The 25,024-nt window shown below is 63.0% G+C and carries 24 protein-coding genes, 3 tRNA genes and 1 pseudogene; 9 read left to right on the top strand and 19 right to left on the bottom strand.

What is annotated here, in order from left to right; translation table 11 throughout:
* Positions 1-13: 13 nt before the first annotated feature.
* The 13 genes and pseudogenes from BPRO_RS08020 to pip all read right to left on the bottom strand — a co-directional run.
* A pseudogene (locus tag BPRO_RS08020) lies at positions 14-391 on the bottom strand (copper-transporting ATPase); the annotation flags it as partial.
* A gap of 62 nt (positions 392-453) precedes the next feature.
* The gene (locus BPRO_RS08015; protein ID WP_011482547.1) at positions 454-1,365 is read right to left on the bottom strand and encodes a F510_1955 family glycosylhydrolase; all 912 of its coding nucleotides are present in this window, start codon (positions 1,363-1,365) and stop codon (positions 454-456) included.
* 108 nt (positions 1,366-1,473) lie between these two features.
* Entirely contained in the window at positions 1,474-1,602 is a 129-nt protein-coding gene (locus BPRO_RS30715; protein ID WP_255349056.1) for a hypothetical protein, read from the bottom strand.
* Positions 1,603-1,789: 187 nt separating this feature from the next.
* A tRNA-Asp gene (locus BPRO_RS08010) sits at positions 1,790-1,866 on the bottom strand.
* A gap of 99 nt (positions 1,867-1,965) precedes the next feature.
* A tRNA-Glu gene (locus BPRO_RS08005) sits at positions 1,966-2,041 on the bottom strand.
* An 86-nt stretch (positions 2,042-2,127) separates the two neighbouring features.
* Positions 2,128-2,203: transfer RNA gene (locus BPRO_RS08000), tRNA-Ala, on the bottom strand.
* 64 nt (positions 2,204-2,267) lie between these two features.
* Positions 2,268-3,656, bottom strand: a complete 1,389-nt coding sequence (gene gltX / locus BPRO_RS07995) for a glutamate--tRNA ligase (RefSeq protein WP_011482546.1) — start codon at positions 3,654-3,656, stop codon at positions 2,268-2,270.
* Complete coding sequence (locus BPRO_RS07990; protein ID WP_011482545.1) at positions 3,653-4,888, bottom strand: O-succinylhomoserine sulfhydrylase; 1,236 nt, start codon at positions 4,886-4,888, stop codon at positions 3,653-3,655. Before BPRO_RS07990 ends, gltX begins: the two co-directional genes overlap by 4 nt.
* A 3-nt stretch (positions 4,889-4,891) precedes the next feature.
* Positions 4,892-6,409: an amidophosphoribosyltransferase gene (purF, locus tag BPRO_RS07985; protein WP_011482544.1), complete on the bottom strand. Its 1,518-nt coding sequence runs from the start codon at positions 6,407-6,409 to the stop codon at positions 4,892-4,894.
* 107 nt (positions 6,410-6,516) lie between these two features.
* A complete protein-coding gene (locus tag BPRO_RS07980) occupies positions 6,517-7,002 on the bottom strand; it encodes a CvpA family protein (RefSeq protein ID WP_011482543.1) in 486 nt (161 codons plus the stop codon).
* 19 nt (positions 7,003-7,021) lie between these two features.
* Positions 7,022-7,789: an SPOR domain-containing protein gene (locus BPRO_RS07975; protein WP_011482542.1), complete on the bottom strand. Its 768-nt coding sequence runs from the start codon at positions 7,787-7,789 to the stop codon at positions 7,022-7,024.
* Positions 7,790-7,880: 91 nt separating this feature from the next.
* On the bottom strand, positions 7,881-9,359 hold the full coding sequence (locus tag BPRO_RS07970; protein WP_157045756.1) for a bifunctional folylpolyglutamate synthase/dihydrofolate synthase: 1,479 nt from the start codon (positions 9,357-9,359) through the stop codon (positions 7,881-7,883).
* Between the two features lie 150 nt (positions 9,360-9,509).
* Positions 9,510-10,499 carry a prolyl aminopeptidase gene (pip, locus tag BPRO_RS07965; RefSeq protein WP_011482540.1) on the bottom strand — a complete coding sequence of 330 codons (990 nt, stop codon included), beginning with the start codon at positions 10,497-10,499 and terminating at the stop codon, positions 9,510-9,512.
* A 229-nt stretch (positions 10,500-10,728) separates the two neighbouring features.
* Between pip and BPRO_RS07960 the strand changes: the two genes are divergently transcribed.
* The 4 genes from BPRO_RS07960 (at position 10,729) to argG (ending at position 13,904) form a co-directional block, all read left to right on the top strand.
* Complete coding sequence (locus tag BPRO_RS07960; RefSeq protein ID WP_011482539.1) at positions 10,729-11,079, top strand: ArsC family reductase; 351 nt, start codon at positions 10,729-10,731, stop codon at positions 11,077-11,079.
* 214 nt (positions 11,080-11,293) lie between these two features.
* Entirely contained in the window at positions 11,294-11,998 is a 705-nt protein-coding gene (locus BPRO_RS07955; protein WP_011482538.1) for a glycine zipper 2TM domain-containing protein, read from the top strand.
* Positions 11,999-12,209: 211 nt separating this feature from the next.
* Positions 12,210-12,536 (top strand): pyrimidine/purine nucleoside phosphorylase, encoded by a 327-nt coding sequence (locus tag BPRO_RS07950; protein ID WP_011482537.1) that lies wholly within the window; start codon positions 12,210-12,212, stop codon positions 12,534-12,536.
* Positions 12,537-12,563: 27 nt separating this feature from the next.
* Positions 12,564-13,904 (top strand): argininosuccinate synthase, encoded by a 1,341-nt coding sequence (argG, locus tag BPRO_RS07945; protein ID WP_011482536.1) that lies wholly within the window; start codon positions 12,564-12,566, stop codon positions 13,902-13,904.
* A gap of 25 nt (positions 13,905-13,929) precedes the next feature.
* On the opposite strand, the gene BPRO_RS07940 is transcribed toward argG, so the two are convergent.
* Together BPRO_RS07940 and murB are read right to left on the bottom strand one after the other, a co-directional pair.
* Positions 13,930-14,730 carry a glycine-rich domain-containing protein gene (locus BPRO_RS07940; RefSeq protein ID WP_011482535.1) on the bottom strand — a complete coding sequence of 267 codons (801 nt, stop codon included), beginning with the start codon at positions 14,728-14,730 and terminating at the stop codon, positions 13,930-13,932.
* Positions 14,730-15,794: a UDP-N-acetylmuramate dehydrogenase gene (gene murB / locus BPRO_RS07935; RefSeq protein ID WP_041388561.1), complete on the bottom strand. Its 1,065-nt coding sequence runs from the start codon at positions 15,792-15,794 to the stop codon at positions 14,730-14,732. The genes BPRO_RS07940 and murB overlap by 1 nt, the downstream gene beginning before the upstream one ends.
* A 117-nt stretch (positions 15,795-15,911) precedes the next feature.
* Between murB and BPRO_RS07930 the strand changes: the two genes are divergently transcribed.
* Both BPRO_RS07930 and BPRO_RS07925 read left to right on the top strand, forming a co-directional pair.
* On the top strand, positions 15,912-16,397 hold the full coding sequence (locus BPRO_RS07930) for a YajQ family cyclic di-GMP-binding protein (RefSeq protein ID WP_011482533.1): 486 nt from the start codon (positions 15,912-15,914) through the stop codon (positions 16,395-16,397).
* Positions 16,398-16,492: 95 nt separating this feature from the next.
* Complete coding sequence (locus tag BPRO_RS07925; RefSeq protein ID WP_011482532.1) at positions 16,493-17,155, top strand: retropepsin-like aspartic protease family protein; 663 nt, start codon at positions 16,493-16,495, stop codon at positions 17,153-17,155.
* Between the two features lie 51 nt (positions 17,156-17,206).
* Here BPRO_RS07925 and plsY read toward each other — a convergent pair whose 3' ends face one another.
* The 3 genes from plsY to BPRO_RS07910 all read right to left on the bottom strand — a co-directional run bounded on the left by plsY (position 17,207) and on the right by BPRO_RS07910 (position 19,660).
* Entirely contained in the window at positions 17,207-17,845 is a 639-nt protein-coding gene (gene plsY / locus BPRO_RS07920) for a glycerol-3-phosphate 1-O-acyltransferase PlsY (RefSeq protein WP_011482531.1), read from the bottom strand.
* A 51-nt stretch (positions 17,846-17,896) separates the two neighbouring features.
* Positions 17,897-18,388, bottom strand: coding sequence for an aminoacyl-tRNA deacylase (locus BPRO_RS07915; protein ID WP_011482530.1), 492 nt, complete (start codon positions 18,386-18,388; stop codon positions 17,897-17,899).
* Positions 18,389-18,595: 207 nt separating this feature from the next.
* Positions 18,596-19,660 carry an aldo/keto reductase gene (locus tag BPRO_RS07910; protein ID WP_011482529.1) on the bottom strand — a complete coding sequence of 355 codons (1,065 nt, stop codon included), beginning with the start codon at positions 19,658-19,660 and terminating at the stop codon, positions 18,596-18,598.
* Between the two features lie 252 nt (positions 19,661-19,912).
* Between BPRO_RS07910 and BPRO_RS07905 the strand changes: the two genes are divergently transcribed.
* The gene (locus BPRO_RS07905) at positions 19,913-20,578 is read left to right on the top strand and encodes an OmpA family protein (protein ID WP_041389417.1); all 666 of its coding nucleotides are present in this window, start codon (positions 19,913-19,915) and stop codon (positions 20,576-20,578) included.
* A 138-nt stretch (positions 20,579-20,716) separates the two neighbouring features.
* On the opposite strand, the gene BPRO_RS07900 is transcribed toward BPRO_RS07905, so the two are convergent.
* The gene (locus BPRO_RS07900; protein WP_011482527.1) at positions 20,717-22,432 is read right to left on the bottom strand and encodes an acyl-CoA synthetase; all 1,716 of its coding nucleotides are present in this window, start codon (positions 22,430-22,432) and stop codon (positions 20,717-20,719) included.
* 99 nt (positions 22,433-22,531) lie between these two features.
* Here BPRO_RS07900 and BPRO_RS07895 point away from each other — a divergent pair, with 99 nt between their 5' ends.
* Positions 22,532-23,563, top strand: coding sequence for an alpha/beta fold hydrolase (locus tag BPRO_RS07895; RefSeq protein ID WP_011482526.1), 1,032 nt, complete (start codon positions 22,532-22,534; stop codon positions 23,561-23,563).
* Between the two features lie 312 nt (positions 23,564-23,875).
* A protein-coding gene (prfB, locus tag BPRO_RS07890; protein WP_157045755.1) for a peptide chain release factor 2 occupies positions 23,876-24,980 on the top strand; the annotation gives its coding sequence in 2 pieces (ribosomal slippage) (positions 23,876-23,956 and positions 23,958-24,980; 1,104 coding nt in all).
* Positions 24,981-25,024: the final 44 nt, after the last annotated feature.

Genomic DNA, 25,024 nt, shown 5'->3' with positions numbered 1-25,024 from the left:
GGTGATAACACTTTCACTTTCCGCTTGTCTGGCCTGCTGACCAGCCTGGACAGCGTAAACGCAGTGCGTTAGCGATGACCCATGCTGAACCTGGACTCATCGCCAAAACAGCAATCATGGGTGACAACAGCCCACCTGTAAAGGGGAAAAGCAGGCCCGCGGCCAAGGGCGCGCCGAGGGAGTTGTAAACGAAGGTGAACCCCAGGTTCTGCTTGATGTTGGCAATGGTCGCTTGGGATAACTCGCGAGCCGTAGCAACATCGCGCAGATCTCCCCTGACCAACGTCACCTGCGAACTGTTCATCGCCACATCCGTGCCCGTACCGCCCAGGGCGACACCGGCATATGCCTCGGCCAGAGCCAGCGCGTCGTTGATGCCGTCGCCGGCCATCTACGTCACCCATGGGCGCCAGCACGATCACAACGATCCTGAGTGCAGGGTCGTTCTTTGAATCACTGATGCGTTGTTCCGTCCTTCGCGATCTGCGTCCAGGTCCGCCCCTGGTCCTTGCTGAGAAACACGCTTCGTTTGAAGGTCGCGATGGCGATCTCGGATCGCCGGACGGGGTTCTGCGCGATGTAGGCCACGGCGTCCTCCGTCAGTGCCGGGACAGTGACCTCCTCTGCCTTGGAACCGGCCTTCAATGCGATCCTCGCCAGCGCCGCCTTGCCTGCATGGGTGCTGAACCACAGATGCTGACCGTCCAGGTCGAAGCTTTGGGCGAGTACGCGCTGGCCACCCGCCAGCCGCTCGAAGCTCTCGGCCGAATCCCGGGACAGATACAGCCCGTCGTCCATGCCGGCAGCGACGACTTTGGCGTCCGTGGGGTGCACGACCAGGCTGTTGAGCTTGGGACCCAGCCCCCTGGCGGCGGCGCGCGTCCACTTCAGGCCATCGTTTAGTGTGTGGTAGATGCCGGCCTGGCTCATGCGGGAGTTCGGCTGGTGATTGAGCACGTACACCGCGTTGGTCGCGTAGCTGGTCGCCAGCATATGGAAGTCCGATTCGCCCGTGAGCCCCAACTGCTGCCAGTTCTTGCCGCCGTCGCGGCTCTTGATCAGGCCGAAAGGGTTGGTCAGTCCGGAACCCGGTGCCGGGTGCCCGCTGCTGTACAACGCGTCGCGCGTGGCGGAGTAGCCCATGTAGTCGTGCGCCGGCCCTGCGGCCTTGGACCAGCGCCCGTCCGCGTACACGGCCAGGCCATGGTGGCTGGGGATCAGGAGCTGCTTGCCGTCAGCGCTGTAGGACAGCCCGTGGACATGCATCAGCATGACAGGCTCGCCAGCGCGAATCGGGGACGCCGCAATGACGCCCAATGCCAATGCGAGCACGCAGGCTTGAAGGGTGCGTTTTTTAGTGAGCATGGTGATTCTTCGTGGTTAGTGGGAACGTGCATGAACGGACGGGTGCCTCCTGGTTGGGGGGCAGGCGCCGGTGACCCTTCCGTACACGGTGACTTGAGATAAGGAGCATCAGCCATGACGAATCACAACGCCCACAATGAGCGGGCCAAGCGCCAGTACTTCGCCCGCCGTCGCTGAGCTGGACGGGTTTATCCCCAGGCTTTGCTTTTTTTTGACTGCGGTGTCGGTGAGTGGCATGGGCTCTCCAGGGAGTGCAATTTCTGGCGATACCCCCAATCGAATACACACTACGCCCCCAAAGATACCCCCCACAAGCACCGGCTTGCAATACCCATTGTTGGACGTTAGAAAACAAAAAAGCCCCGTGGATAGGGGCTTTTAGGGGTGTTTTTAGTACTGTGCTGGACAGTCTAAAACGTAACCTTGGCGGAGTGGACGGGACTCGAACCCGCGACCCCCGGCGTGACAGGCCGGTATTCTAACCAACTGAACTACCACTCCTGGTAGTAGCAACGTTCGCTCTTTCGAGCCAAGTCGCCTGCCCTTGCGGGCTGGCTGTTACTGACTTGCGCCTTGTACATCACATAGGGTGATGAATGCTGGCGACCCCACGGGGATTCGAACCCCGGTACTCACCGTGAAAGGGTGATGTCCTAGGCCTCTAGACGATGGGGTCAAAGCCTTGGAACTTTCCGGACAGGCTTTTTGTTTTTACACAAAGGCCTGACAAAAAAACTCTGCTAAATCTCTCTCAACAATTTTTGGTGGAGGTAAGCGGGATCGAACCGCTGACCTCTTGCATGCCATGCAAGCGCTCTCCCAGCTGAGCTATACCCCCAAAACCCTGCAGATTTCTCAGCAGTTGTCGAGCCTTGAATTATAGCCCGAAAATTCGCGGTTTTTCAAATCTTCAAACGCGAGATCACATCTTCCCGTTTCATGAGCTCCAGAATCGCATCCAGCGAGGGCGTTTGCGGAGTGCCCATCACCAGCACGCGCACCGCCATCGCGAGCTGCGGCATTTTCAGTCCGGTCTCCGCGAGCACCTGTTTGATCGCCGCCGCAATGGCCGCCTTGCTCCACTCGCAGGCAACCAGCGCATCGGCCAGTTTGCCCAGAGCCGGGCGCACGGCTTCGGTCACGTGGGTGCTGATATCCTGTGCGCTCGGCTGTCCGCCCGTCACCAGCAATTGCAGCCAGTCGGCCAGCTCCACCAGCGTGCTGCAGCGGTCCTTGAAAAGCCCGCAACCACCGACCATGCGTGCGGTGTCCAGGCCCACGCCGCGCGCAGCCAGGAAGGGCTGCACAAGTTCGGCCAGCTTGTCGTCTGCCGTAGCCTTGAGGTGCTGTGCATTGACCCAGCGCAGCTTCGCTTCATCGAACTGTGCGGCACTCTTGCCGAGGTGATCGAGGTTGAACCACTTCAGGAATTGCTCGCGGCTGAAAATCTCGTCGTCGCCGTGACTCCAGCCGAGGCGCGCCAGGTAGTTCACCATGGCGTCGGGCAAGTAACCTTCGGCCGCGTACTGCGTCACCGGCTTGGCACCGTTGCGCTTGCTCATCTTTTCGCCCTGTTCGTTCAGAACCGTGGGCAAATGGGCATAAACCGGCACGTCCTTGCCGAGCGCGCGGAAGATATTGATCTGGCGCGGCGTGTTGTTCACATGGTCATCGCCGCGAATCACATGCGTGATGGCCATGTCGATATCGTCCACCACCACGCAGAAGTTGTAGGTGGGTGTGCCATCCGGCCGCGCAATGACGAGGTCATCGAGCTCGTCGTTGCTGATCTCGATGCGGCCCTTGACCTTGTCGTCCCAGACCACCGAGCCGCCCTGCGGGTTTTTAAAGCGCAGCACGGGCTGCACGCCCGCGGGAATGGGCGGCAGCGTCTTGCCCGGCTCGGGCCGCCAGGTGCCGTCATAGCGCGGTTTTTCCTTGGCGGCCATCTGCTTTTCGCGCAGCGCGTCGAGCTCGGCCACGCTCATGTAGCAGGGGTAGACCTGGCCGGCCGCCTGCATCTCGGCCAGCACGGCCTTGTAGCGGTCCATGCGCTGCATCTGGTAGAAAGGGCCCTCGTCATGGTCCAGGCCCAGCCAGCGCATGCCCTCGATGATCACGTCGACCGCGGCCTGGCTGGAACGCTCCACGTCCGTGTCTTCAATGCGCAAAATGAAATCGCCGCCGGTGGCGCGGGCAAATGCCCACGGGTACAGCGCCGAGCGGATGTTGCCCAGGTGGATAAAGCCCGTGGGCGATGGCGCAAAACGCGTTCGTATTTTCTGTGTCATTTCAAACGGCCCAGACCGTCCAGACCTCTGCGGAGATCGGCTTTCAAATCGTCAATGTGTTCCAGGCCCGCGGCCACGCGGATCAGGCCCTGGCCTATGCCGGCGGCCTGCCGCTGCGCTTCACTGAGCCGGCCGTGCGAAGTGGTGGCCGGATGGGTGATCGTGGTCTTGGTGTCGCCCAGGTTGGCCGTGATGCTGCAGACTTGCGTGCTGTCGATCACGTGGAAGGCATTTTTGCGGGCGCTTTCGACATCGCTGCCATTGACATCAAACGACAGTACCGCGCCGCCGCAGCCCTGCCCGTTGATGGTTTGCTGCCGCATCGCCAACGCATATTGCGGGTGCGACTCGAGGCCCGGGTAATACACGCGGGCCACGCCCGGTTGCGCCTCCAGCCAGGTGGCCAGCGCCAGCGCATTGGCGCTTTGCGCCTGCATGCGAATGGACAGTGTTTCCAGGCCCTTGAGCACCACCCAGGCGTTGAACGCCGACAGCGTCATGCCGGCGCTGCGCATGATGGGGACCAGCTTGTCGTCAATGAGTTGCCTGGTGCCGCAAATCGCACCGGCGATCACACGGCCCTGACCGTCGAGGTATTTGGTGCCTGAATGGATGATCAGGTCGGCGCCCAGTTTCACGGGCTGCTGCAGCGCGGGTGAGCAAAAGCAGTTGTCCACGGCCAGCAGGGCGCCTGCGGCATGCGCGATGTCGGCCAGCGCGCGTATGTCGCATATCTCGGTCAGCGGATTGGTCGGCGTTTCGGCAAACAGCAGCCTGGTGTTGGGCTTGATCGCCGCCCTCCACTCGGCCACGTCGGTTTGCGACACAAAAGTGCTTTCGACACCGAACTTGCCGAACTCGCTGCCAATCAGTTTGATGGTGGAGCCAAACACCGACTGCGAGCAGATCACGTGGTCGCCGCTTTTGAGCAGGCCCATGCACATCAGCAGGATGGCCGCCATGCCGCTGGAGGTGCCGATGCAGGCTTCGGTTCCCTCCATCGCCGCGAGGCGCTGCTCCATGCTGGTCACCGTGGGGTTGGTAAAGCGCGAATAGATGTAGCCCTCTTCCTCATTGGCAAAGCGCCGCGCCGCAGTGGCGGCATCGGGCTGCACAAAGCTGCTGGTCAGGTACAGCGCTTCGGAGTTTTCGCCGTACTGGCTTTTGTCGACGGCGGCGCGCACGGCCAGCGTGTCGAGGTGCAGGTTCTCAGGCAGTTTCTTGTTGCTCATCGTTCAGGCCTCTTGCGGATTGGGAAGCGCCAGGCGCGACACATCCACATCGCCTTCTTCACTGGTATCCACGCGTTGTTGGTTCATCTTTTCAATCGTCTCGCTGGTCACGTCCCCGGTGATGTAAACGCCGTCAAAGCACGATGCATCAAAACCGTCCAGCTTGGGATTGAGCGAGCCCACGGCGCGTTTCATGCTCTCCACGTCCTGGTAAATCAGGGCATCGCAGCCAATCACCTGGCGGATTTCCTCAACGGTGCGGTCATGCGCCACCAGTTCCGTCGCCGTGGGCATGTCAATGCCGTAGACGTTGGGATAACGCACGGGCGGCGCCGCGCTGGCCAGATACACCTTGCGCGCGCCGGCGTCACGCGCCATCTGCACGATTTCGCGGCTGGTGGTGCCGCGCACGATGGAGTCGTCCACCAGCAGCACATTGCGGCCCTTGAATTCACTCGCAATCACATTGAGCTTCTGGCGCACTGATTTTTTGCGCACGCCCTGCCCCGGCATGATGAAGGTGCGGCCGACGTAGCGGTTCTTCACAAAACCTTCGCGATACGGAATGCCCAGCAGGTGTGCCAATTGTGTCGCGCTGGGGCGGCTGGATTCGGGAATCGGGATGATGACGTCAATCTCGCTGGGCGGCACGGTGGAGACCACGCGCTTGGCCAGCGTTTCACCCAGGTTCAGCCGCGCCTGGTAGACCGAAATGCCGTCCAGCACCGAGTCGGGCCGGGCCAGGTAGACAAACTCGAAAATGCAGGGATTGAGCTTGGGTGAAGCCGCGCATTGCTCGGCATGCACGGTGCCTTCCATATCCACGAACACCGCTTCGCCCGGCGCAATGTCGCGGTCAAACTGGTGCGAGGTGCCTTCCAGCGCCACCGACTCGCTGGCCACCATCACGGTGCCGCCATCCTCGTTCTGGCCGTGGCCTATGCACAGCGGGCGAATGCCGAACGGATCGCGGAAAGCCAGCAGGCCGTGGCCGGCAATCAGCGCCACCACGGCGTAAGAGCCTTTCACCCGTTTGTGCACGCCGCGCACCGCCGCGAACACATCAACCGGATTGAGCGGCAGGCCGCGCGTGGTTTTTTCCAGCTCATGCGCCAGCACGTTGAGCAGCACTTCAGAGTCGCTCTCGGTGTTGATGTGCCGGTGGTCGGTGTTGAACAGCTCGGCCTTGAGTTCGGCCGCATTCGTCAGGTTGCCGTTGTGCGAGAGCACCAGCCCGAACGGCGCATTGACGTAAAACGGCTGGGCCTCGTCTTCGCTGTAGGCATTGCCGGCCGTGGGATAACGCACCTGGCCCAGGCCCACATTGCCCGGCAACGCGCGCATGTTGCGGGTGCGAAACACGTCGCGCACCATGCCCTTGGCCTTGTGCATGTAAAACTTGCGCCCCTGCTGCGTGACGATGCCTGCCGCATCCTGGCCGCGGTGCTGCAGCAGCAGCAGGCCGTCATAGATCAGCTGGTTGACCGGGGCTTTGCTGACGACGCCGACTATTCCACACATAAGCTTATATTTCCATTCATAAATTTTCCGCTGGACCGCCCCGGGGAAAATGCGCCCGTTTTGGGGGCCGCACCTCACACGAAGTGAAAAGCGTGGGGGTCATACTTCTATTTCAAATACTTCGCAAACTTCTCCGGCAGAACCGGCTGCAAACCTTTGAGCGTGGCCGTCAGCATGGCCGCGCCTCTGGACTCCCGCCACCATTCAGTGGTCTTGAGCCCCGTCATGTCAATCACCACCGTGGCGGCCAGCAGCAGGATCAGTCCGCGCAGCAGGCCAAATCCCGCGCCCATCACGCGGTCCACCGGCCGCAAGCCAACGGCTTCGACCAGCTTCTTCAGCAAAAAAGCCAGCAAACCGGCCGCAAACACCGCAACAATGAATACCAGCACAAACGCAGCCGCATAGCGCACCGGATTCGAGGCGGACTGGATGGGCAACCGGGCGGCCACCTCGGGCGCAAACCATTGCGCCGCAAAAAACGCCACCACCCACCCCAGTACCGACAAAACCTCATAAACCAGCCCGCGCCAGGCGCCCAGCACCAGCGAGAAGACCAATACCGCCAGCAAAATCCAGTCAACAGCCGCCACGAATGTCCCGACCCGCTGCTTACAAGGTCAGGATGGCGGCCGGCAAATCAAGGGCCTTGATCTTGCTGGCCGCCGTTTCAGCCTCTGCCCTGCTGGCAAACGGCCCGACGCGGACACGAATACGCTTGCCATCTTTGGTTTCGGCGACCTGTGTATAGGTTTTCAGACCGGCTTTTTCCAGCTTGAGCCGCGCTTCGCGGGCCTTGGCCACATCGGCAAAGGCACCAACCTGCACCACGACACGGCCAGCGGCCTCTTCGGCTACCTTGCCGGCCGGCGCGGACGAGCCACTGAGCAACGCGCTGGCCCGCACCGCATCGTCGCTCGCAGCGGCTGGCTTGGGGGCTGCTTTGGGCTCCGCCTTCACTTCCGGCTTGGGCTCGGATTTGGGTTCAGGTTTAGGTTCAGCTTTTGACTCCGGCTTTGCTTCGCTTTTGATAGCTGCAGGCGCCGGCGTTACAGGGCCCGCAGCCTGTTTGGATGGCAGGATTTCTTCCTGCGGGGCCAGGCTGGCGGTGGCGGCCACTTTTTCGGAAGGCGCGGGAGCGGCGAGAGGTTTGACCGTGCCCTTGGCGGGAATTTCAATCGGAATGTCCACGGCAATCGGCCGCGGCTGGGTATCAAACAGCAGCGGAAAACCCACCACGCCAATCAGCACCAGCACGGCCGAGCCGATCAGGCGGTGTTTGGCGCGCTTGCGCACCACCTCCACGCTTTCCGTTTGAACGGCTGATCCGGCAGTGGGAGCAGCGTTGGAGCCGCCCCGGCGGAAGTTGAAAAACGGCATGGTGTGGCTTGAATCCGTTGACGGTTAACGTGGGCTGTCGGTCTGCATTTCCAGGCATCACAGGCCCCGGGTCAGACAGGTTTATCCGGCATCAAGAAGCCAGGTGCGGGGCCATGAGGCGCGGCACCCCGCCCTTCAAAACACCGCCCACCGTGTAGAACGAGCCGAACACCACAATTCTATCAGCGGGCCCTGCAGCCCTCACGGCGGCCTGCAGCGCCAGTTCGGGGTCTTTGTGCGTGGTGGCGGTCACGTCGGGCCGGCTTTCCACCGCCTGCCATTTCGCCGCCAGCTCTTCGCCGCTCGCGGCCCGGGCCGTGGGCAAATCAGTGAAATACCATTTATCGATCAGCGGGCCGACCCGCGCCAGCATGGGTGCCAGGTCCTTGTCGGCCATGGCGCCAAACACCGCATGGGTGCAGGGGTAAAAGCCCATGGCGTCCAGGTTTTCGGCCAGGGCCGCCACCGAATGCGGGTTGTGCGCCACGTCCAGCACCAGCGTGGGCTGGCCCGGAACGATCTGGAAACGCCCTGGCAGCTCGACCATGGACAGGCCATTGCGCACCGCCTGGGCCGTCACCGGCAGGCGATCGCGCAGGGCCGTCAGCGCCGCCAGCACACCAGAGGCATTGACCAGCTGGTTGGCGCCGCGCAGTGCCGGGTAAGCCAGCCCGGCATACCTGCGGTATGTTTTGGCCCCCACGCTTGCCACTTCGTGTGCTGCGCTGCCCCCCGAGGGGGCTGTGCTTGCTTGGGGCGGCCCGGCGCGGCGCACTTTGGCCCCCACGCTTGTCACTTCGTGTACTGCGCTGCCCCCCGAGGGGGCTGTGCTGCCTTGGGGCGGCCCGGTGTCCGCACGCCCCACCCAGCTCCATTGCTGCTTGTCGCCCGAAAAATTGAAGTCCTGGCCGAAGCGCCACAGGTCAGCGCCCAGTGCGGCGGCATGGTCAAGAATGCTTTGCGGCGGCACCGGGTCGCTCACCACCACCGGCTTGCCGGCGCGCATGATGCCGGCTTTCTCCCGGCCTATGCTCTCGCGGTCGTTGCCCAGAAACTCCATGTGGTCCAGGTCGATGCTGGTGATCACGGCGCAGTCGGTGTCCAGGATGTTGACAGCGTCCAGCCGGCCGCCCAGCCCCACTTCCAGGATGACAACGTCCAGCTTCGCATCGGCCAGCAGCTGCAGGATAGCCAGCGTGGTGAATTCAAAGTAGGTCAGCGAGATTTCATCGCCGTTCTGGACCCTGGCCGCTTCAACACGGGCAAAGTTTGCGACCAAATCAGTCGCATTGACGATGTCGCCGCGGACCCTGCAGCGTTCTTCAAAATGCACCAGGTGCGGCGAGGTGTAAACGCCGGTGCGGTAGCCCGCCTCGAGCAGGATGGCTTCGAGCATCGCGCAGGTCGAGCCCTTGCCATTGGTTCCGGCGACCGTGATGACGGGGCAGGCAAACGCCAGCCCCATGCGCCTGGCCACGGCCTGCACCCGCTCCAGCCCCATGTCGATGCTTTTGGGGTGCAGGCGCTCGCAGTGGGCCAGCCAGTCTTGCAGTGTCTTGAGTTGTTCCATACAGGCCCGCATTGTCGCGCAAGCCATGGCACACCCCCGTTGACCCTCACTGCGTGTAGGGTCCTCCCCCCTTGCAGGGGGCGGCGCCTGCGGCCGGCAAAGCCGGACCGGCGGCCCCTGCTAACGCGAGACGCCTCATCCAGCGCTCGTTCATGCTGCGAAACGGTCGGTCGCGGCCATCAGCTGCTGCAGGATGCCAGGCTCATTGAAGGCGTGCCCGGCATCGTCGATCAGGTGAAAGTCCGCCTCCGGCCAGGCGCGGTGCAGGTCCCAGGCGGTTTTGGCGGGCGTGGCCATGTCGTAGCGTCCCTGCACGATGACGCCGGGAATGCCAGCCAGCTTGCCGGCGTCACGGATCAGCTGGCCCTCCTCCAGCCAGCCGGCATGCACGAAGTAATGGTTTTCGATGCGGGCGAATGCCAGCGCGAAGTCATCCGCTGCATGTTTGGCGGTGGCGGCCTCATCGGGCAGCAGCGTGATGGTCTGGCCCTCCCACAGGCTCCAGGCCCGGGCGCAGGCCAGCTGCTCGGCCCGGTTGGACCCCACCAGCCGCTTGCGGTAGGCGGCCATCAGATCGCCTCGCTCAGCCGGCGGGATGGGCGCCAGAAACGCCTCCCACAGGTCCGGAAACAGCCAGGAGGCCCCCTCCTGGTAGTACCAGAGCAGTTCGGCGCGCCGCAGCGTAAAAATGCCGCGCACGATGAGGGCCGACACCTGGGCGGGGTGCGTCTGGGCATAGGCCAGCGCCAGTGAGCTGCCCCAGGAACCGCCAAATACCACCCAGCGTTCCACGCCCAGCAGGGTGCGCAGCCGCTCGATGTCGGCCACCAGGTGCCAGGTGGTGTTGTTGTCCAGCGAGGCACTGGGGCGCGAGCGGCCGCAGCCGCGCTGGTCGAACAGCAAAACACAGTAGCGCTTGGGGTCAAACAGCCGCCGGTGGTCGGGGGAGCAGCCGGAGCCAGGCCCGCCGTGCAGGAAAACCGCGGGCTTGCCTGCCGGGTTGCCGCACAGCTCCCAGTAAATCGAATGGCCGTCACCCGTCTCCAGCACGCCGGTGCGGAAAGGCTCGATGGGCGGGTAGAGAAACGGCCTGGAGCGGCCGGAAGGGCGGGTCGGGAGGTCAGAGGCCGAGGAGGTCATGGGCGTCGTCCATCAAAATGGGGGCAGGGAAAAGGCCGCAACAGCTACGGGCTACTGCAGGGGCGTGCTGGCATTATTCCAGTGTTGGCCCACCATCAACCGACGGCACCGTCGCGGGCGTCCCGGTTTGCCGGAATCCACCGGATCAGCTATTTATTTGATAGCTTCTGGTCCCCGTCGAATCAGGGTAAAAAGCCAAATTCCTCTAACACTCTGCAAGAATAAACAGATGATCATCCTCTACGGCATTCCCAACTGCGATACTGTCAAAAAGGCACGCGCCTGGCTCACCGCCCAGGGCGTGAACTACCAGTTCCACGACTTTAAAAAACAGGGCGTCCCGCCAGAAAGACTCGCAGTGTGGACCCAGGCGGCGGGTTGGGACAAGCTGCTCAACCGGCAGGGCACCACCTGGCGCAAACTGGACCCGGCGACGCAGGCGGCCGTGCACGACGCCGCTACCGCCCAGACGCTGATGCGGGCCAATCCCAGCGTCATCAAGCGCCCGGTCGTAGAGTGGGACACGGGCATCACGCTGGGGTTTGATGTGGCCGGCTGGGCTGCGCGGGTGCGCACCTGACGACTGCGGCAGCCAAGGCGACTGCCAGCCAGCTTTACAGTGAATTTGCAGAACTCTGCCGGCCAAAACGGCTCTGATTCACTAAAATCAGGGTAATTGCCTGAGCCGCCGCTCCGGCGAACAGTCCTTGCCTCCCGCAGGGCGATTGTTCGGGACCGGGTACAAGGCGGCAAACGCTTGAAACTCAGCCACCAGCTGAAAAAGGGGTTGAATCATGAAAAAAGCATTTGTTATTTCCACCGTTGCGGCTGCAGCAACCCTGGCGGCCCTGCCCGCCTTTGCCACCGACATCCTGGCGCGGGTGATTTCCAGCACACCGGTGGTGCAGCAGGTTGCCGTGCCCCGCCAGGTGTGCAGCAACGAGGCGGTCATCATGCAGGCGCCCAAGTCGGGCGCGGGCGCCCTGATGGGTGCGCTGGCGGGTGGCGCGGCCGGCAACGCCATCGGCAATGGCGGCGGCCGGGCTGTGGCCACCGTCATCGGACTGGTAGGGGGTGCCATGATTGGCGACCGCATCGAGGGGCCCAACAACCAGGTGCAAAACGTGCAGCAGTGCAGCACGCAGACCTTCTATGAAAACCGGCCCAGCCACTACAACGTCGTGTACGAATACCAGGGCACCCAGTACAACGTGCAGATGGCCAACGACCCGGGCCAGTATGTACGGCTGCAGGTCACACCGGTCGGCGCCATAACGCCCGGCGCCCAACCGGCACAGCCCACGCAGCCGCAGAGCTTCATCCAGCCGGCACCGCAGCAGCCGGTGTACGTGCAGCCCGTGGTGACAGCCCCTGTGATGTATCAGTCTTATCCCGCCTACTACGCCCGGCCTTACTACGCGCCGTATTACGCACCCATTGGCCTCTCGCTGAACTTCGGCTACAGCCGGGGCTATGGCGGACATCATCACTGGCGTTGAGCTGAGTTGAACTGAGTTGAACTGAGCTTTCAGCGAATCATAAAAAAGGGGCATTGAATGCCCCCTTTTTTATGCCCCTGTCGGCTTCAGCGACAGATGGATTCGGCAGAGGTGGGGCACGGGGCTAGGGCAAGGCCCGGGTAACCTAAAATCAGGGATTACCGCAGCAACCTCTGTCTGCGACGTTTTTCCTGTTTACCCCCATCCATTCATGATTACCGAAAAAATCGACAACATCAGCGTTACCACCAAGGCCAATGTCTACTTTGACGGCAAATGCGTGAGCCATGGCATCACTTTTACTGACGGCACCAAAAAGTCCGTCGGCGTGATTCTTCCCGCCACCCTGACCTTCAATACCGGCGCGCCGGAAATCATGGAATGCGTGGCCGGCGCCTGCGAGTACAGGCTGGCCGGCAGCGACAGCTGGGTCAAATCCGCAGCGGGCGAGAAATTCAGCGTGCCGGGCAACGCGAAGTTTGACATCCGCGTGGCAGAAGGCTTCGAGGCCTACCACTACATCTGCCACTTCGGTTAATCGCCCCTCCCCTCAGGAACCCATTTCATGGCCACCATCCTCCAGAACCTGCCCGCCGGCCAGAAAGTCGGCATCGCCTTTTCCGGCGGCCTTGATACCAGCGCCGCGCTGCACTGGATGAAACTCAAGGGCGCCCTTCCCTACGCCTACACGGCCAACCTGGGCCAGCCCGACGAGCCCGACTACGACGAGATCCCACGCAAGGCATTGCAGTACGGCGCCGAGAAGGCCCGCCTGATCGACTGCCGCAGCCAGCTCGCCGCCGAAGGCATTGCCGCCCTGCAAAGCGGCGCCTTCCACATCACGACCGCAGGCGTCACCTACTTCAACACCACGCCGCTGGGCCGCGCCGTGACCGGCACAATGCTGGTGTCCGCCATGAAGGACGACGACGTCAACATCTGGGGCGACGGCAGCACCTTCAAGGGCAACGACATCGAGCGCTTTTACCGCTACGGCCTGCTGACCAACCCCAACCTCCGGATTTACAAGCCCTGGCTGGACCAGCTCTTCATTGACGAGCTGGGCGGGCGCGCCGAAATGTCGGCCTTCATGACGCAGGCCGGTTTCGGCTACAAGATGTCGGCCGAAAAGGCCTACTCCACCGACTCCAACATGCTGGGCGCCACCCACGAAGCCAAGGACCTGGAGCACCTGAACAGCGGCATGAAGATCGTGAACCCGATCATGGGCGTGGCCTTCTGGAAAGACGAGGTCGAGGTCAAGCGCGAGGAAGTCACCGTGCGCTTCGAGGAAGGCCAGCCCGTCGCGCTCAACGGCAAGACGTTTTCCAACACTGTTGAGTTGATCCTCGAAGCCAACCGCATTGGCGGGCGCCACGGCCTGGGCATGAGCGACCAGATCGAAAACCGCATCATCGAGGCCAAGAGCCGCGGCATCTACGAGGCACCCGGCCTGGCGCTGCTGTTCATCGCTTACGAGCGCCTGGTGACCGGCATCCACAACGAAGACACGATCGAGCAGTACCGCGACAACGGCCGGCGCCTGGGCCGCCTGCTGTACCAGGGCCGCTGGTTCGACCCGCAGGCCATCATGCTGCGCGAGACGGCGCAGCGCTGGGTAGCGCGTGCGGTCACCGGCGAGGTCACGGTGGAACTGCGCCGCGGCAACGACTACTCGATCCTGAACACGGTCTCGCCGAACCTGACCTACAAGCCCGAGCGGCTGAGCATGGAAAAGGTGGAGGACGCGCCGTTCTCCCCGCTGGACCGCATCGGCCAGCTGACCATGCGCAACCTCGACATCGTCGACACGCGCGACAAGCTCGCGATCTACACGCAGGCCGGCCTGCTGTCAGCCGGCCAGGGCGCGTCGCCGCCGCAACTGAAGAACGACGAACGCAAGTGAGCCGTTGCGGAGGCCGGGGCCGCGATCAGTCGCCTCCGCCGCCGCACCCTCCGCCGCAGCCCGAGCCGCCATCGCCTGACGAACCGCCGTCGCCGCCGCTGGACTCGCTGCCGCCGAAACCCCCTGCATCCCCCGCACCGCCGCCCGAGTCGCTGAAACTGGTGCCGCAATGGGCATCCGACCCGCTCTGCCGGTCGATCGCCTGGCAGTCCGGCACATACTGGAATCCACCCGGCACGCCGAACTTCGCATCTAGCGCAAACAGAAGCGGCAGCCGCGTCGGCTTGCGCCGGTCGATGCTTTCTTCCTTGCAGGCCCAGTACCAGGTGCGGCGAAGACCGTCGTTGCGGCGCGCGTCCCGGCCCAGCACCTCGGCCGGACTGTGATGCAGCAGGCCACCGAAGGCCGCAGCGCACCAGCGTTGATAACCCTGGGTGTGCAGGATGAATTCATGCCAGGCGGTATCGACCACTTTCGAGGGCATGGCCACGAACTTGCGGTTGCTGCGCAGATGCGCCATGAAGAACTGGCGCAAGCCGCGCAGCACGAGCTCCGCATCGCGCTCCTGCAGTTGCGGATGCGCCGCACGCAGTTTGCCGATGAGGAAACCCGGCAGGCTGGCTTCCCGGATGAATTGGCGCCTCGCACTAGCCTCCCAGGCTTGGAGCGACCCGACCAGCACCAGACCCGCGGCCACGAGCGCGATCACCCCGCCCCAATGCCGGTGCCAGACCCATACCGCGAGCACCGCGGCCAGCACCACCGCGCGCCGCGCCCACACGAGCGCGTTGATGCGGCGGCGGAAATTCAGATGGAAAAGGTCCATCAGACCACCACCGGCTCGGGCTCCAGCAGGATGCCAAAACGTTCGTACACGCTGGTCTGGATGGCCTTGGCCAGGGTCATCACTTCACCGCCCGTCACCGGGTTGCCGGGGCCGCCGCGGTTCACCAGCACCAGTGCCTGCCTGTCGTACACGCCGGCATTGCCTACGGATTTGCCTTTCCAGCCGCAGGCGTCGATGAGCCAGCCTGCGGCCAGCTTGACCGTGCCGTCGGCCAGCGGGTAGTGAACAATTTTGGGCTCGCGCTGGATGATGTCGGCGCACTGCTCGGGTGAAACGGTCGGGTTCTTGAAGAAGCTGCCGGCATTGCCGATGACCTGCGGATCGGGCAGCTTGGCCCGGCGGATTTCGCAAATCCAGTCGTAAATTTGCTGCGCATCCGGCGCATGGACCCCGGCCTGCTGCATCTTTTTCTCGATATCGGCATACCCCAGCACGGCCTTCCAGGCCTTGGGCAGGGAAAACCGCACATGGGTGATCAGCGCCTTGCCCGCCAAGCCGAAACCGGGCGTGCCCGCACTGGTGGCGATGCTGGTGTGTTTGAACACGGAATCGCGGTAGCCGAACGCGCACTGCGCGGCATTGAGGGTAAAGCGCTGGCCGGTGGTCAGGTCCACGGCATCGAGCGACTCGAAGCGGTCCTGCAGCTCCACCCCATAGGCGCCAATGTTCTGCACAGGCGATGCGCCGACGGTGCCGGGGATCAGTGCCAGGTTTTCCAGGCCCGGGTAGCCCATCTGCAGGGTCCAGGTGACCAGATCGTGCCAGTTCTCGCCAGCCCCGGCCTCGACGATCCAGGCCTTGGCGGTTTCGCCGACCAGGCGCTTGCCCATGATCTCCACCTTGAGCACCAGGGGTTTGACGTCACCGGTCAGCACGATGTTGCTGCCACCGCCCAGCACAAACTTGGACATGGCGCGCAACGCATCATCCTGCAGCACGGCGGCAATGTCGGACTCGGCACTGACCCGGACGAGGGAAAGCGCCTTGGCCATAATGCCAAAGCTGTTGGAATGCTGGAGCGGAACGTTTTTCTCGACTAACATCACGGGATTGTCTCATCCCTGCCCGCCCCTGCCCCACCTCTTCCCGCCCTTTTACCGCCCTCTACGCCCCCCTTTTTCACCTGTCCTTTTCTCTTACTTCCAGCAAAGACCCGCATCATGCCCTCCTTTGATACCGTTTTAGAAACCGATATGGTCAAGGTCAAGAACGCCGTTGAAAACACCAGCAAGGAAATCGGAACCCGCTTTGACTTCAAGGGCACCGCCGCCTCGATCGAACTGAAGGACAAGGACATCACGCTGGTGGGCGATAGTGATTTCCAGATCGACCAGATCAACGACGTTCTGCGCAACAAGCTCACCAAGGCCGGTGTCGACATCCGCTTTCTGGACGTCGGCAAGATCGAAAAAATTGGTGGCGACAAGGTCAAGCAGGTGACCAAGGTACGTGACGGCATCGAAACCGAGCAGGCCAAGAAAATCCAGCAACTCATCAAAGGCAGCAAGATGAAGGTGCAGGCTGCCATCCAGGAAGGCAAAGTCCGTGTCACGGGCGCCAAGCGCGACGACCTGCAAGCTGCCATGGCGCTAATCCGGGCGGACATGAAAGATCTTCCACTGAGCTTTGATAATTTCAGGGATTAAACATGGCCCCCACGCTTGTCGCTTTGCGTACTGCGCTGCCCCTTTCACAAGAAAAGGGGGCTGTGCTTGCTTGGGGCGGCCCGGCGCGGCGCACTTTGCCCTCCTCGCGTATTTCCGTTGTAGCAGGGTTGCTGACGGCGTTCACACTGCTGCACGGCGCGGCTTATGCCCAGTCGGTGGCGCTGGCCGGCATGATGGGCAGCAAGGCCCTGCTGGTGGTTGATGGCAGCACGCCAAAGTCTGTGGCGGCGGGTGAGACCCACCAGGGGGTCAAGGTCATTTCCACCTCAGGCGACCAGGCCGTCATTGAGCAATCCGGCAAACGCCACACCCTGCGGGTGGGTGACGCACCGGTGAGCACGGGCGGCAGCGGCGCCTCGGCGGGCCGGGGCACCCGCATCATCCTGACGGAAAGCGGAGGCGGCCACTTCATGACCGCCGGGCAGATCAATGGCCGCGCCGTGCAATTCATGGTTGATACCGGTGCCACCAGTATTGCGATGAGCGTCGCCGATGCCGACCGTGCGGGCATCAACTACAAGAACGGGCAGCCGGTGCGCATCTCCACCGCCAACGGCAACACGCAGGGCTTTCGCATCCAGCTCAACTCGGTACGCATCGGCGACGTGGAGGTGTACGACGTGGCGGCTGTGGTAACACCCGAACCCATGCCCTTCCTGCTGTTGGGCAACAGTTTTCTGACGCGCTTTCAGATGAGGCGGGAAAACAACCAGATGACGCTGGACAAGCGGTACTAGACCTGTCCACACACAACCCGCCGGCATTCACGCACCGGCGCAGTTGCGGTGCTATCGCGCCGTCTTGCCCGAGGAGCCCAGCTTGGACTCGGTGCCCTTCAGCAGCTTGTTGATGTTCTCGCGGTGGCGATACACCAGCAGCGCGCTGATGGCGAACATGGCGACCAGGATGCCTTTGTCCACGTACCACGCGGCCCGGTCACCAAAGAGGTAATACAGGGGCGCAAAGACTGCGGCAACCAGGGACGCCAGCGAGGAATAGCGCGAGAAATACGCCACGATCACCCAGGTCAGCAGGGTTGCCAAACCCAGCACCCAGCTGATGCCAAGCAGCACGCCCGCAGCCGTGGCCACGCCCTTGCCGCCCTTGAAGTGGAAAAACACCGGGTACAGATGGCCAATAAAAGCCGCAAAGCCTACGGCCGCTACGGTGCCGTCGCCCAGGCCATAGTCGCGACCCAGCCACCGGACCAGCATCACGGGCAGCCAGCCCTTCAAGCCATCAAGCAGCAAGGTGGCCACCGCCGCCACCTTGTTGCCTGAACGCAGCACGTTGGTTGCACCCGGATTTTTGCTGCCGTAGCTGCGGGGATCGTGCAAGCCCATCACCTTGCTGACAATGACCGCAAAAGACAGCGAGCCGAGCAGGTAGGCCGCAAGCGTTGCGCCGAGTGAGTATGCATAAACCAATGTCTTCTCCCCTTGTTATTCGTCTAGCTATTTGTCTGGTTATTTGTCTGGCTATTCGCTAAGTGCGCACTGCACCGATTTTGCACCCAGCAGCGTAACGCACACCTGCGGATCGATGCCGACCAGATAACCGCGCCGGCCCCCGTTGATGGCGATCCGCGGCAAAGCCAGAATGGTTTCCTCGATGTAGACAGGCATGGGCTTTCGCGTTCCGAAGGGTGAGGTACCGCCCACCAGGTAGCCGCTGTGGCGATTCGCCACTTCAGGCTTGCAGGGCTCGACCGATTTGGCGCCGATCTGGCGCGCAAGATTTTTGGTCGAGACCTTGCGGTTGCCATGCATCAGCACCAGCAGGGGCTTGCCGTCCTGGTCCTGCATGACCAGCGTCTTGACCACGGTGAAGGGGTCCAGGTCCAGCACCTCGGCACTGTGCTGCGCCCCGCCGTGCTCCACGTAGTCGTAGGGATGCTCGGTGAAAGCCACATGATGGGCCTTGAGCATCTGGGTGGCTGGCGTTTCGCTGACGTGATTCTTAGCCCCCACGGTCGCTCACTCCGTGTAGCTCCCGAGGCCTTGCAGGCCGCGGCTCGCGAGACGCTTCGCCTCTGTCGCCTGTCCAAAGCTGCTCAAGCAGCTTTGGAGCCGCAGGCTCCAGCCCCTCGGGGGCCGCCCGCCTGTGGCCCGGCAAAGCCGGTTCCACGGCTCGAACTTGCAATTCGCGGATCACAGGCGCTGAAACATGTGTGGAGCTCACTGCGCCGGATCCCGGAGTTCCCAGCGGATAGTGTCAATCTCGGCCAATACCTCCGGGGAAAGTGTGGTCCCAAAGGCATCCAGGTCTTCGTCGAGTTGTGCCACAGTGGTCACGCCGATGATGGTGCTGGCGACCTGCCACTTGGTGTAGCAAAAGGCCAGCGCCAGTTGCGCAGGCGTCAGGCCATGCGCGCGCGCCAGCGCGTTGTAGCGCCGCGCAGCTGCAAGGGCCTCCGGGCGGCCCCAGCGCTGCTTGCGCACCGACTCGAACTTGCCAATGCGCGCGTCTTTCGGCGCCCGCGGGCCTTCCGTGCCCGACTCGTCGTATTTGCCAGTCAGCAGGCCAAAGGCCAGCGGTGAATAAGCCAGCAGCGAAACACCGAGGCGATGCATGGTTTCGTCCAGGCCGTTTTCCACGGTGCGGTTGACCAGGCAGAAGGGGTTCTGCACCGTCGCCACACGCGGCAGGCCATGCTGCTCGGCCAGGCGCACGAACTCGTGCACGCCGTAAGGGGTTTCATTGGACAGGCCGATGGCGCGCACCTTGCCCGCCTTGACGAGGCCGCCGAGCGCCTCCAGCTGCTGGTGGATGGACGTCACCGCCTGGTCCTTGGCCGGCTCGAAATACAGCATGCCGAAGGCCGGCACATGGCGGGCCGGCCAGTGAATCTGGTAGAGGTCAATCACATCGGTCTTCAGGCGCTTCAGGCTGTTGTTGCACGCCTGCGTGATATCCGCCGCGGTCAGATCCGGGCTGCCCTCGCGAATCCAGGACATGCCGCGCGCCGGCCCCGCCACCTTGGTGGCCAGCACCAGCTTGCTGCGGGCTGCGGGATTTTTGGCGAACCAGCTGCCAATGATGGTTTCAGTGGCGCCAAAGGTTTCAGCCCGTGCCGGCACCGAGTACATTTCCGCCGTGTCGAGAAAATTGACACCGCGCTCAAAAGACCGGTCCAGGATGGCGTGCGCCGTGACTTCATCCACCTGTTCGCCAAACGTCATGGTGCCCATGCAAATGGGGGTGACCTGCAGATCGCTGGCGCCGAGTTGAACTTTATTCATGAAAATTTCAGCTGAAGAATGAGGAAGGCCCCCGGTTACCGGGAGCGCGAAGCCATCATCTGGTCTGCGATGACAGCACTCGAAAAACGGCTAGTTTAAGGCTTCAAGGCCTATCCGCCCGTGCCGAAGTCGCGCGCTTGTCTTACAAATCGTCACCTTTCGCTGGGCGTACCATCTGCCTGCCAGCGCTTTGCCGCGCTGCCAAGCCAATCAATTTCCATGAGGAGCTTTTCGATGAACATAAACATGAACATGAACAAACTGGCCATCACAGCCCTGACATCCGCAGCACTCGCCATTGGCGGCCTCTCCGGTTGCGCCAACATGAGCGAAACCCAGCAGGATACGGCCAAGGGCGCGGGCATTGGCGCCTTGGCCGGCGCGGTGCTGGGCGCGGCAACCGGTGGCTCAAAAGGAGCTGCCACCGGTGCAGTGCTGGGCGGCGCCGTCGGTGCGGGTGGCGGCTATATCTGGTCCAAGAAAATGCAGGAACAGAAAGCGGCCATGGAGCGCGCTACCGCCGGCACCGGTGTGGCGGTAAGCCAGACCCCCGACAACCGCCTGAAGCTGGACATTCCCAGCGACGTGTCGTTTGACGTGGGCCGCGCCGCCATCAAGCCCAACTTCGCGCCTATCCTGAACCAGTTTGCCACCAGCCTGAACCAGAACCAGGTCACCACGGTGACCATCATCGGCCACACCGACAGCACCGGTTCGGATGCGATCAACAACCCGCTGTCCGTAGACCGCGCCAATGCAGCCCGCGATTACCTGGTGAGCCGCGGCGTGGCCCGCACCCGCATCGCAACCGATGGCCGCGGTTCACGCGAGCCGGTTGCCGACAACAACACGCAGCAAGGCCGCGACAAGAACCGCCGTGTCGAGATCTATGTGGCCGAGCAGGTCGCTGGGCGATAACAGACACACCCCTGTCGGCGCTCACTTCGTGTAGCGCCTTCTCCTCTTGCAGGGGACGGCGCCTGCGGCCTGGCGTAGCCAGATCCGCGGCGCCTGCTGGAAAAAGCACTCGACCCGGGTGCTTTTTTTTGTGCCCGATCACCGCGGCGCTGGCGACGCCCTGAAGCGCTCTTCCTCACGGAGCCGCAACACGCGCCGTTGCACCTTGCCGGTGGTTGTCATCGGCAGGGCGTCAATGAATTCGATTTCCTTCGGGTACTCATACGGCGCCAGCATGGTTTTCACGTGGGCCTGCAGTGTCGCAGTCATTTCCAGATCGAATTGGTCCGCGCCTCCTGGAAACCCTGAACGATCAGCCATGAAATCAGGAGCAAGCACCACATAGGCTTTCACCACGGCGCCCCGTTCCCGGTCCGGCTTGGGCACCACCGCCGCATTGGCCACCGCCGGATGCTTGACCAGGCAGTTCTCGATTTCACCGGGGCCGATGCGGTAGCCGGCCGCCTTGAAGACATCGTCGGCCCGGCCCTCGTACCAGAGGTAGCCCTCGGCGTCACGGCGGGCCAGGTCGCCGGTGCGGCACCAGTCGCCGGTGAACTTGGCCTGTGTCGCAGCGTCCTTCTTCCAGTAGCCCAGAAAGAAAATCGGGTCGGGATCGCCATGGATGTCGTAACGGTTCACCGCAACATCGCCGGGCACGCCGACCGCGCATTCCTGACCCTCATCATCAATCACCGCCACGCGGTGGCCAGGGTAGCCCTTACCCATGCTGCCCGGCCGGGCTGGCCACAGGCTGCTGCAATTGCCCACCACGTAATTGATTTCGGTCTGGCCGAACATTTCGTTGACCGTCACGCCCAGTTGCTCCTGGCAGTAAGCAAACACGGCATCGCCCACCGCTTCGCCCGCGCTCATCATGGCCTGCAGTTTCAACTGGAAATGCTCGCGCGGCCGCGGGTAGGCCTTCATCATGGCCTTGAGTGCGGTGGGAAACAAAAAGGTATGCGTCACGCCCTGCCCGGCCATCAGCGTGAACGCCAACTCCGGGCTGAAGCGGCCGTTGAACGCGACGATGGGGCGGCCGAAATACAGGGTGGGCAGCAAGGCATCCATCAGGCCACCGGTCCAGGCCCAGTCTGCCGGGCTCCAGAAGACGGCGTCCGTCCCCGCGTTGGCCTTGCCATCAAATCCGAACCAGTTCTGGCTGCAAACAAAACCCGGCAGGTTGCCGATCAGCGCGCGGTGCGGCAGCAGCGCGCCCTTGGGCGGGCCGGTGGTGCCGCTGGTGTAGATCAGGATGGCCGCGTCTTCTGCCTTTGTCCTGACGGCGGTGAAGGCCTGTTGCTGCGCCGCCAGCGCGGTCTCGTAGTCAATATCGCCCTGGCCTTTTGCGGCGCCGGCTGCGACCACGGTGCGCAGCGCCGGGCATTGCGGCCTGACTGCCCTGATGCTGGCGATGGCGCTTTCATCGCAGATGGCGACCACGGCCTCGCTGTCGTGTAAACGAAACTCCAGCGCTTCAGGGCCAAACAGCATGGACAGCGGCATGGCCACTGCCCCCATCTGGAAGATTGCCATGTAGGCCACCGCGGTTTCAAAGCGCTGCGGCATCACGATGGCGACGCGGTCGCCGCGCTGCACGCCCAGGCCGGCCAGCACGTGGCTCAGCGCGTCAGCCGCCTGCTGCAGCGCCCGATAGGTATACAAAGTGGTGCGAGCTCCGGTTTGATGCTCGCGTATGGCTATTCTTTTTGCAGCATCCCGCCCGTCGCCCCCATCCCGGGCCCAGCGACCACAGCAGGCCTCGGCGATGTTGAAGTGCTCAGGGACCTGCCAGCGAAAACCGCTGTGCATGGCTGCGTAGTGGTCTGCCGCCGGGCCCGACGGCCCTCCCGCGGGCTTGTCCCTGTTTTGACTGCGTTTCAACTCGGGCCTCCTTATGATGAGGACCCAATGTACAAAGAAAAACGTTCTTCCCGCAGCGAGTTTGTCCCTATACGCGGGCTCAGCTACCACGTCCAGGTCTGGCCGGCCGCAGCTGGCCCCGCCTCCGCCTCCACCCGCCCGCCCCTGGTGCTGGTGCATGGCTGGATGGACGTCGCGGCCTCCTGGCAGTTCATGGTCGATGCCTTGTCAGACGCGTTTGCGCAGGGCCGCACGATTATTGCGCCTGACTGGCGCGGCTTTGGCCTGACTTGCAGCGCCGAGCAGCGCCACGTGGGGGACGCCCAATTTTCCGCCGGGCCGCCCCAAGGAAAATTAGCCCCCTCGGGGGGAAGCGCATTACACGAAGTGAAAAGCGTGGGGGCCGCTGACACCTATTGGTTCGCCGACTACCTGGCCGACCTGGACTTCCTGCTGGACCACTATGCGGCCGGCCAGGCGGTGGACCTGGTGGGGCACAGCATGGGCGGCAATGTAGCCATGCTCTACGCCGGCGTGCGGCCGGCACGCATTCGCAAGCTCGTCAACCTCGAAGGGTTTGGCCTGCCGGCCAGCAAACCCAGCCAGGCCCCCGCGCGCTATGCGAAATGGATGGACGAGCTCAAAAGCCTGCACCGGGGCGAACTCGACCTGAAGGCCTACAACGACGTGGACGGCGTGGCGCGCCGGCTCATGAGGACCAACCCCCGGCTCTCGTCCGACAAGGCCCACTGGCTGGCCAACCATTGGGCCCGCCCCGACGCCAGCGGCAAATGGCGAATTCTGGGCGATGCCGCGCACAAGATCACCAGCGCGCACCTGTACCGGCTGGACGAAGCGCTGGAGATCTACCGGCAGATCAGCGCGCCCACGCTGTCCGTTGAGGCGTCTGACGACTCCCTGGCGACCTGGTGGAAGGGCTCCTACACCCTGGCGCAATACCACGAAAGGCTCAAGCAGATACCCCAAGCGCAGGTCGCCGTGGTTCAGGATGCGGGCCACATGCTGCACCATGACCAGCCCGAGCAGCTGGCCAGGCGGATCGAGGATTTCCTGGGTTAAGGGCCGCACGGTTCAGTCAAGGGCCCGTAAGCTCCCTCCCCTTCCGGGGGAGGGTTGGGGTGGGGGCCAGCGGCGACCAGGTCAACACGGCGGCCCGACGCCCACGCCGTGAGCCCCCATCCCGGCCTTCCCCCAGCGGGGAAGGAGATGATCGGCGCTGCATGCGGTGTGCTAACTGAACCGTATTGGAGCGTGGGGGCTATCCTCGTGAGAAAATCACAGGTTAATTGGCATAAATCGCCAGATCATTCGCCAGACCGCCAAATGGCCAAAAATGGCCAAACGACCCCTACCCTTCAGGATTGAACACTCATGGACGCAGAACGCATTAACATCATCGGCAACCAGCTCGCAGACCTGAGCAACCGGGTAAACGAACTTCGGGGGTATCTTTGACTACCCTGCCAAAGAACGAAAACTGAACGAAGTCAACGCCGCGCTCGAAGACCCCAAGGTCTGGGACAACCCCAAGCGCGCACAGGAACTAGGCCGGGAAAAGAAATCGCTTGAAGACGTGGTGCATGTCATCGACCGGCTCACGCAGGAGTTGGCCGACAACACCGAGTTGTTCGAGATGTCCAAGGGCGAAGGCGACGAAGCCGGCATGCTGGCCATTGAAGACGAAGCCGGCAAGGTGGCCACCGAAGTCGAAAAGATGGAATTCCGCCGGATGTTCAACAACCCGGCCGATCCGCTGCCCTGCTTTCTGGACATTCAGGCCGGCGCCGGCGGCACCGAAGCCTGTGACTGGGCCAGCATGCTGCTGCGCCAGTACCTCAAGTACGCCGAGCGCAAGGGCTTCAAGACCACCATTGAAGATGAAACCGCGGGCGACACGGCCGGCATCAAGGGCGCCACCATCAAGATCGAGGGCGAATACGCTTTTGGCCTGCTGCGCACCGAAACCGGCGTGCACCGCCTGGTCCGCAAGTCACCGTTTGACTCCTCCGGCGGGCGCCACACCTCGTTTGCCTCGGTGTTTGTCTACCCCGAGATTGATGACTCGATCGAGATCGACATCAACCCATCGGATGTGCGCACCGACACCTTCCGCGCCAGCGGCGCCGGCGGCCAGCACATCAACAAGACCGATTCGGCCGTGCGTTTGACGCACATCCCGACCGGTATCGTGGTGCAATGCCAGGACGGCCGTTCGCAGCACAGCAACCGCGATGTGGCGTGGAAGCGCCTGCGCTCGCGCCTGTATGACCACGAGATGCGCAAACGCCAGGCCGAGCAGCAAAAGCTCGAAGACAGCAAGACCGACGTGGGCTGGGGCCACCAGATCCGCAGCTATGTGCTCGACCAGAGCCGCATCAAGGACCTGCGCACCAACTACGAAACCTCGGCCACGCAAAAGGTGCTTGACGGCGACCTCGACCCGTTTATCGAGGCTTCCCTGAAGCAGGGCGTCTGACGACGGCCGCCGACGTTCATCACCAACAACAAACCATTTTTTCA

It is taken from the genome of Polaromonas sp. JS666 (assembly GCF_000013865.1).
In the GTDB taxonomy this organism is placed as follows: Bacteria; Pseudomonadota; Gammaproteobacteria; order Burkholderiales; family Burkholderiaceae_C; genus Polaromonas.
This window is presented reverse-complemented; position numbering and strand designations above follow the sequence as displayed.

Excerpts from the sequence above, each read along its gene's own strand:
- BPRO_RS08015 (WP_011482547.1), bottom strand. The coding sequence starts at position 1,365 with ATGCTCACTAAAAAACGCACCCTTCAAGCCTGCGTGCTCGCATTGGCA.
- BPRO_RS30715 (WP_255349056.1), bottom strand. The coding sequence starts at position 1,602 with ATGCCACTCACCGACACCGCAGTCAAAAAAAAGCAAAGCCTGGGGATA.
- gltX (WP_011482546.1), bottom strand. The coding sequence starts at position 3,656 with ATGACACAGAAAATACGAACGCGTTTTGCGCCATCGCCCACGGGCTTT.
- BPRO_RS07990 (WP_011482545.1), bottom strand. The coding sequence starts at position 4,888 with ATGAGCAACAAGAAACTGCCTGAGAACCTGCACCTCGACACGCTGGCC.
- purF (WP_011482544.1), bottom strand. The coding sequence starts at position 6,409 with ATGTGTGGAATAGTCGGCGTCGTCAGCAAAGCCCCGGTCAACCAGCTG.
- BPRO_RS07975 (WP_011482542.1), bottom strand. The coding sequence starts at position 7,789 with ATGCCGTTTTTCAACTTCCGCCGGGGCGGCTCCAACGCTGCTCCCACT.
- BPRO_RS07970 (WP_157045756.1), bottom strand. The coding sequence starts at position 9,359 with ATGGAACAACTCAAGACACTGCAAGACTGGCTGGCCCACTGCGAGCGC.
- pip (WP_011482540.1), bottom strand. The coding sequence starts at position 10,499 with ATGACCTCCTCGGCCTCTGACCTCCCGACCCGCCCTTCCGGCCGCTCC.
- BPRO_RS07960 (WP_011482539.1), top strand. The coding sequence starts at position 10,729 with ATGATCATCCTCTACGGCATTCCCAACTGCGATACTGTCAAAAAGGCA.
- BPRO_RS07955 (WP_011482538.1), top strand. The coding sequence starts at position 11,294 with ATGAAAAAAGCATTTGTTATTTCCACCGTTGCGGCTGCAGCAACCCTG.
- BPRO_RS07950 (WP_011482537.1), top strand. The coding sequence starts at position 12,210 with ATGATTACCGAAAAAATCGACAACATCAGCGTTACCACCAAGGCCAAT.
- argG (WP_011482536.1), top strand. The coding sequence starts at position 12,564 with ATGGCCACCATCCTCCAGAACCTGCCCGCCGGCCAGAAAGTCGGCATC.
- BPRO_RS07940 (WP_011482535.1), bottom strand. The coding sequence starts at position 14,730 with ATGGACCTTTTCCATCTGAATTTCCGCCGCCGCATCAACGCGCTCGTG.
- murB (WP_041388561.1), bottom strand. The coding sequence starts at position 15,794 with ATGTTAGTCGAGAAAAACGTTCCGCTCCAGCATTCCAACAGCTTTGGC.
- BPRO_RS07930 (WP_011482533.1), top strand. The coding sequence starts at position 15,912 with ATGCCCTCCTTTGATACCGTTTTAGAAACCGATATGGTCAAGGTCAAG.
- BPRO_RS07910 (WP_011482529.1), bottom strand. The coding sequence starts at position 19,660 with ATGAATAAAGTTCAACTCGGCGCCAGCGATCTGCAGGTCACCCCCATT.
- BPRO_RS07905 (WP_041389417.1), top strand. The coding sequence starts at position 19,913 with ATGAACAAACTGGCCATCACAGCCCTGACATCCGCAGCACTCGCCATT.
- BPRO_RS07900 (WP_011482527.1), bottom strand. The coding sequence starts at position 22,432 with ATGCACAGCGGTTTTCGCTGGCAGGTCCCTGAGCACTTCAACATCGCC.
- BPRO_RS07895 (WP_011482526.1), top strand. The coding sequence starts at position 22,532 with ATGTACAAAGAAAAACGTTCTTCCCGCAGCGAGTTTGTCCCTATACGC.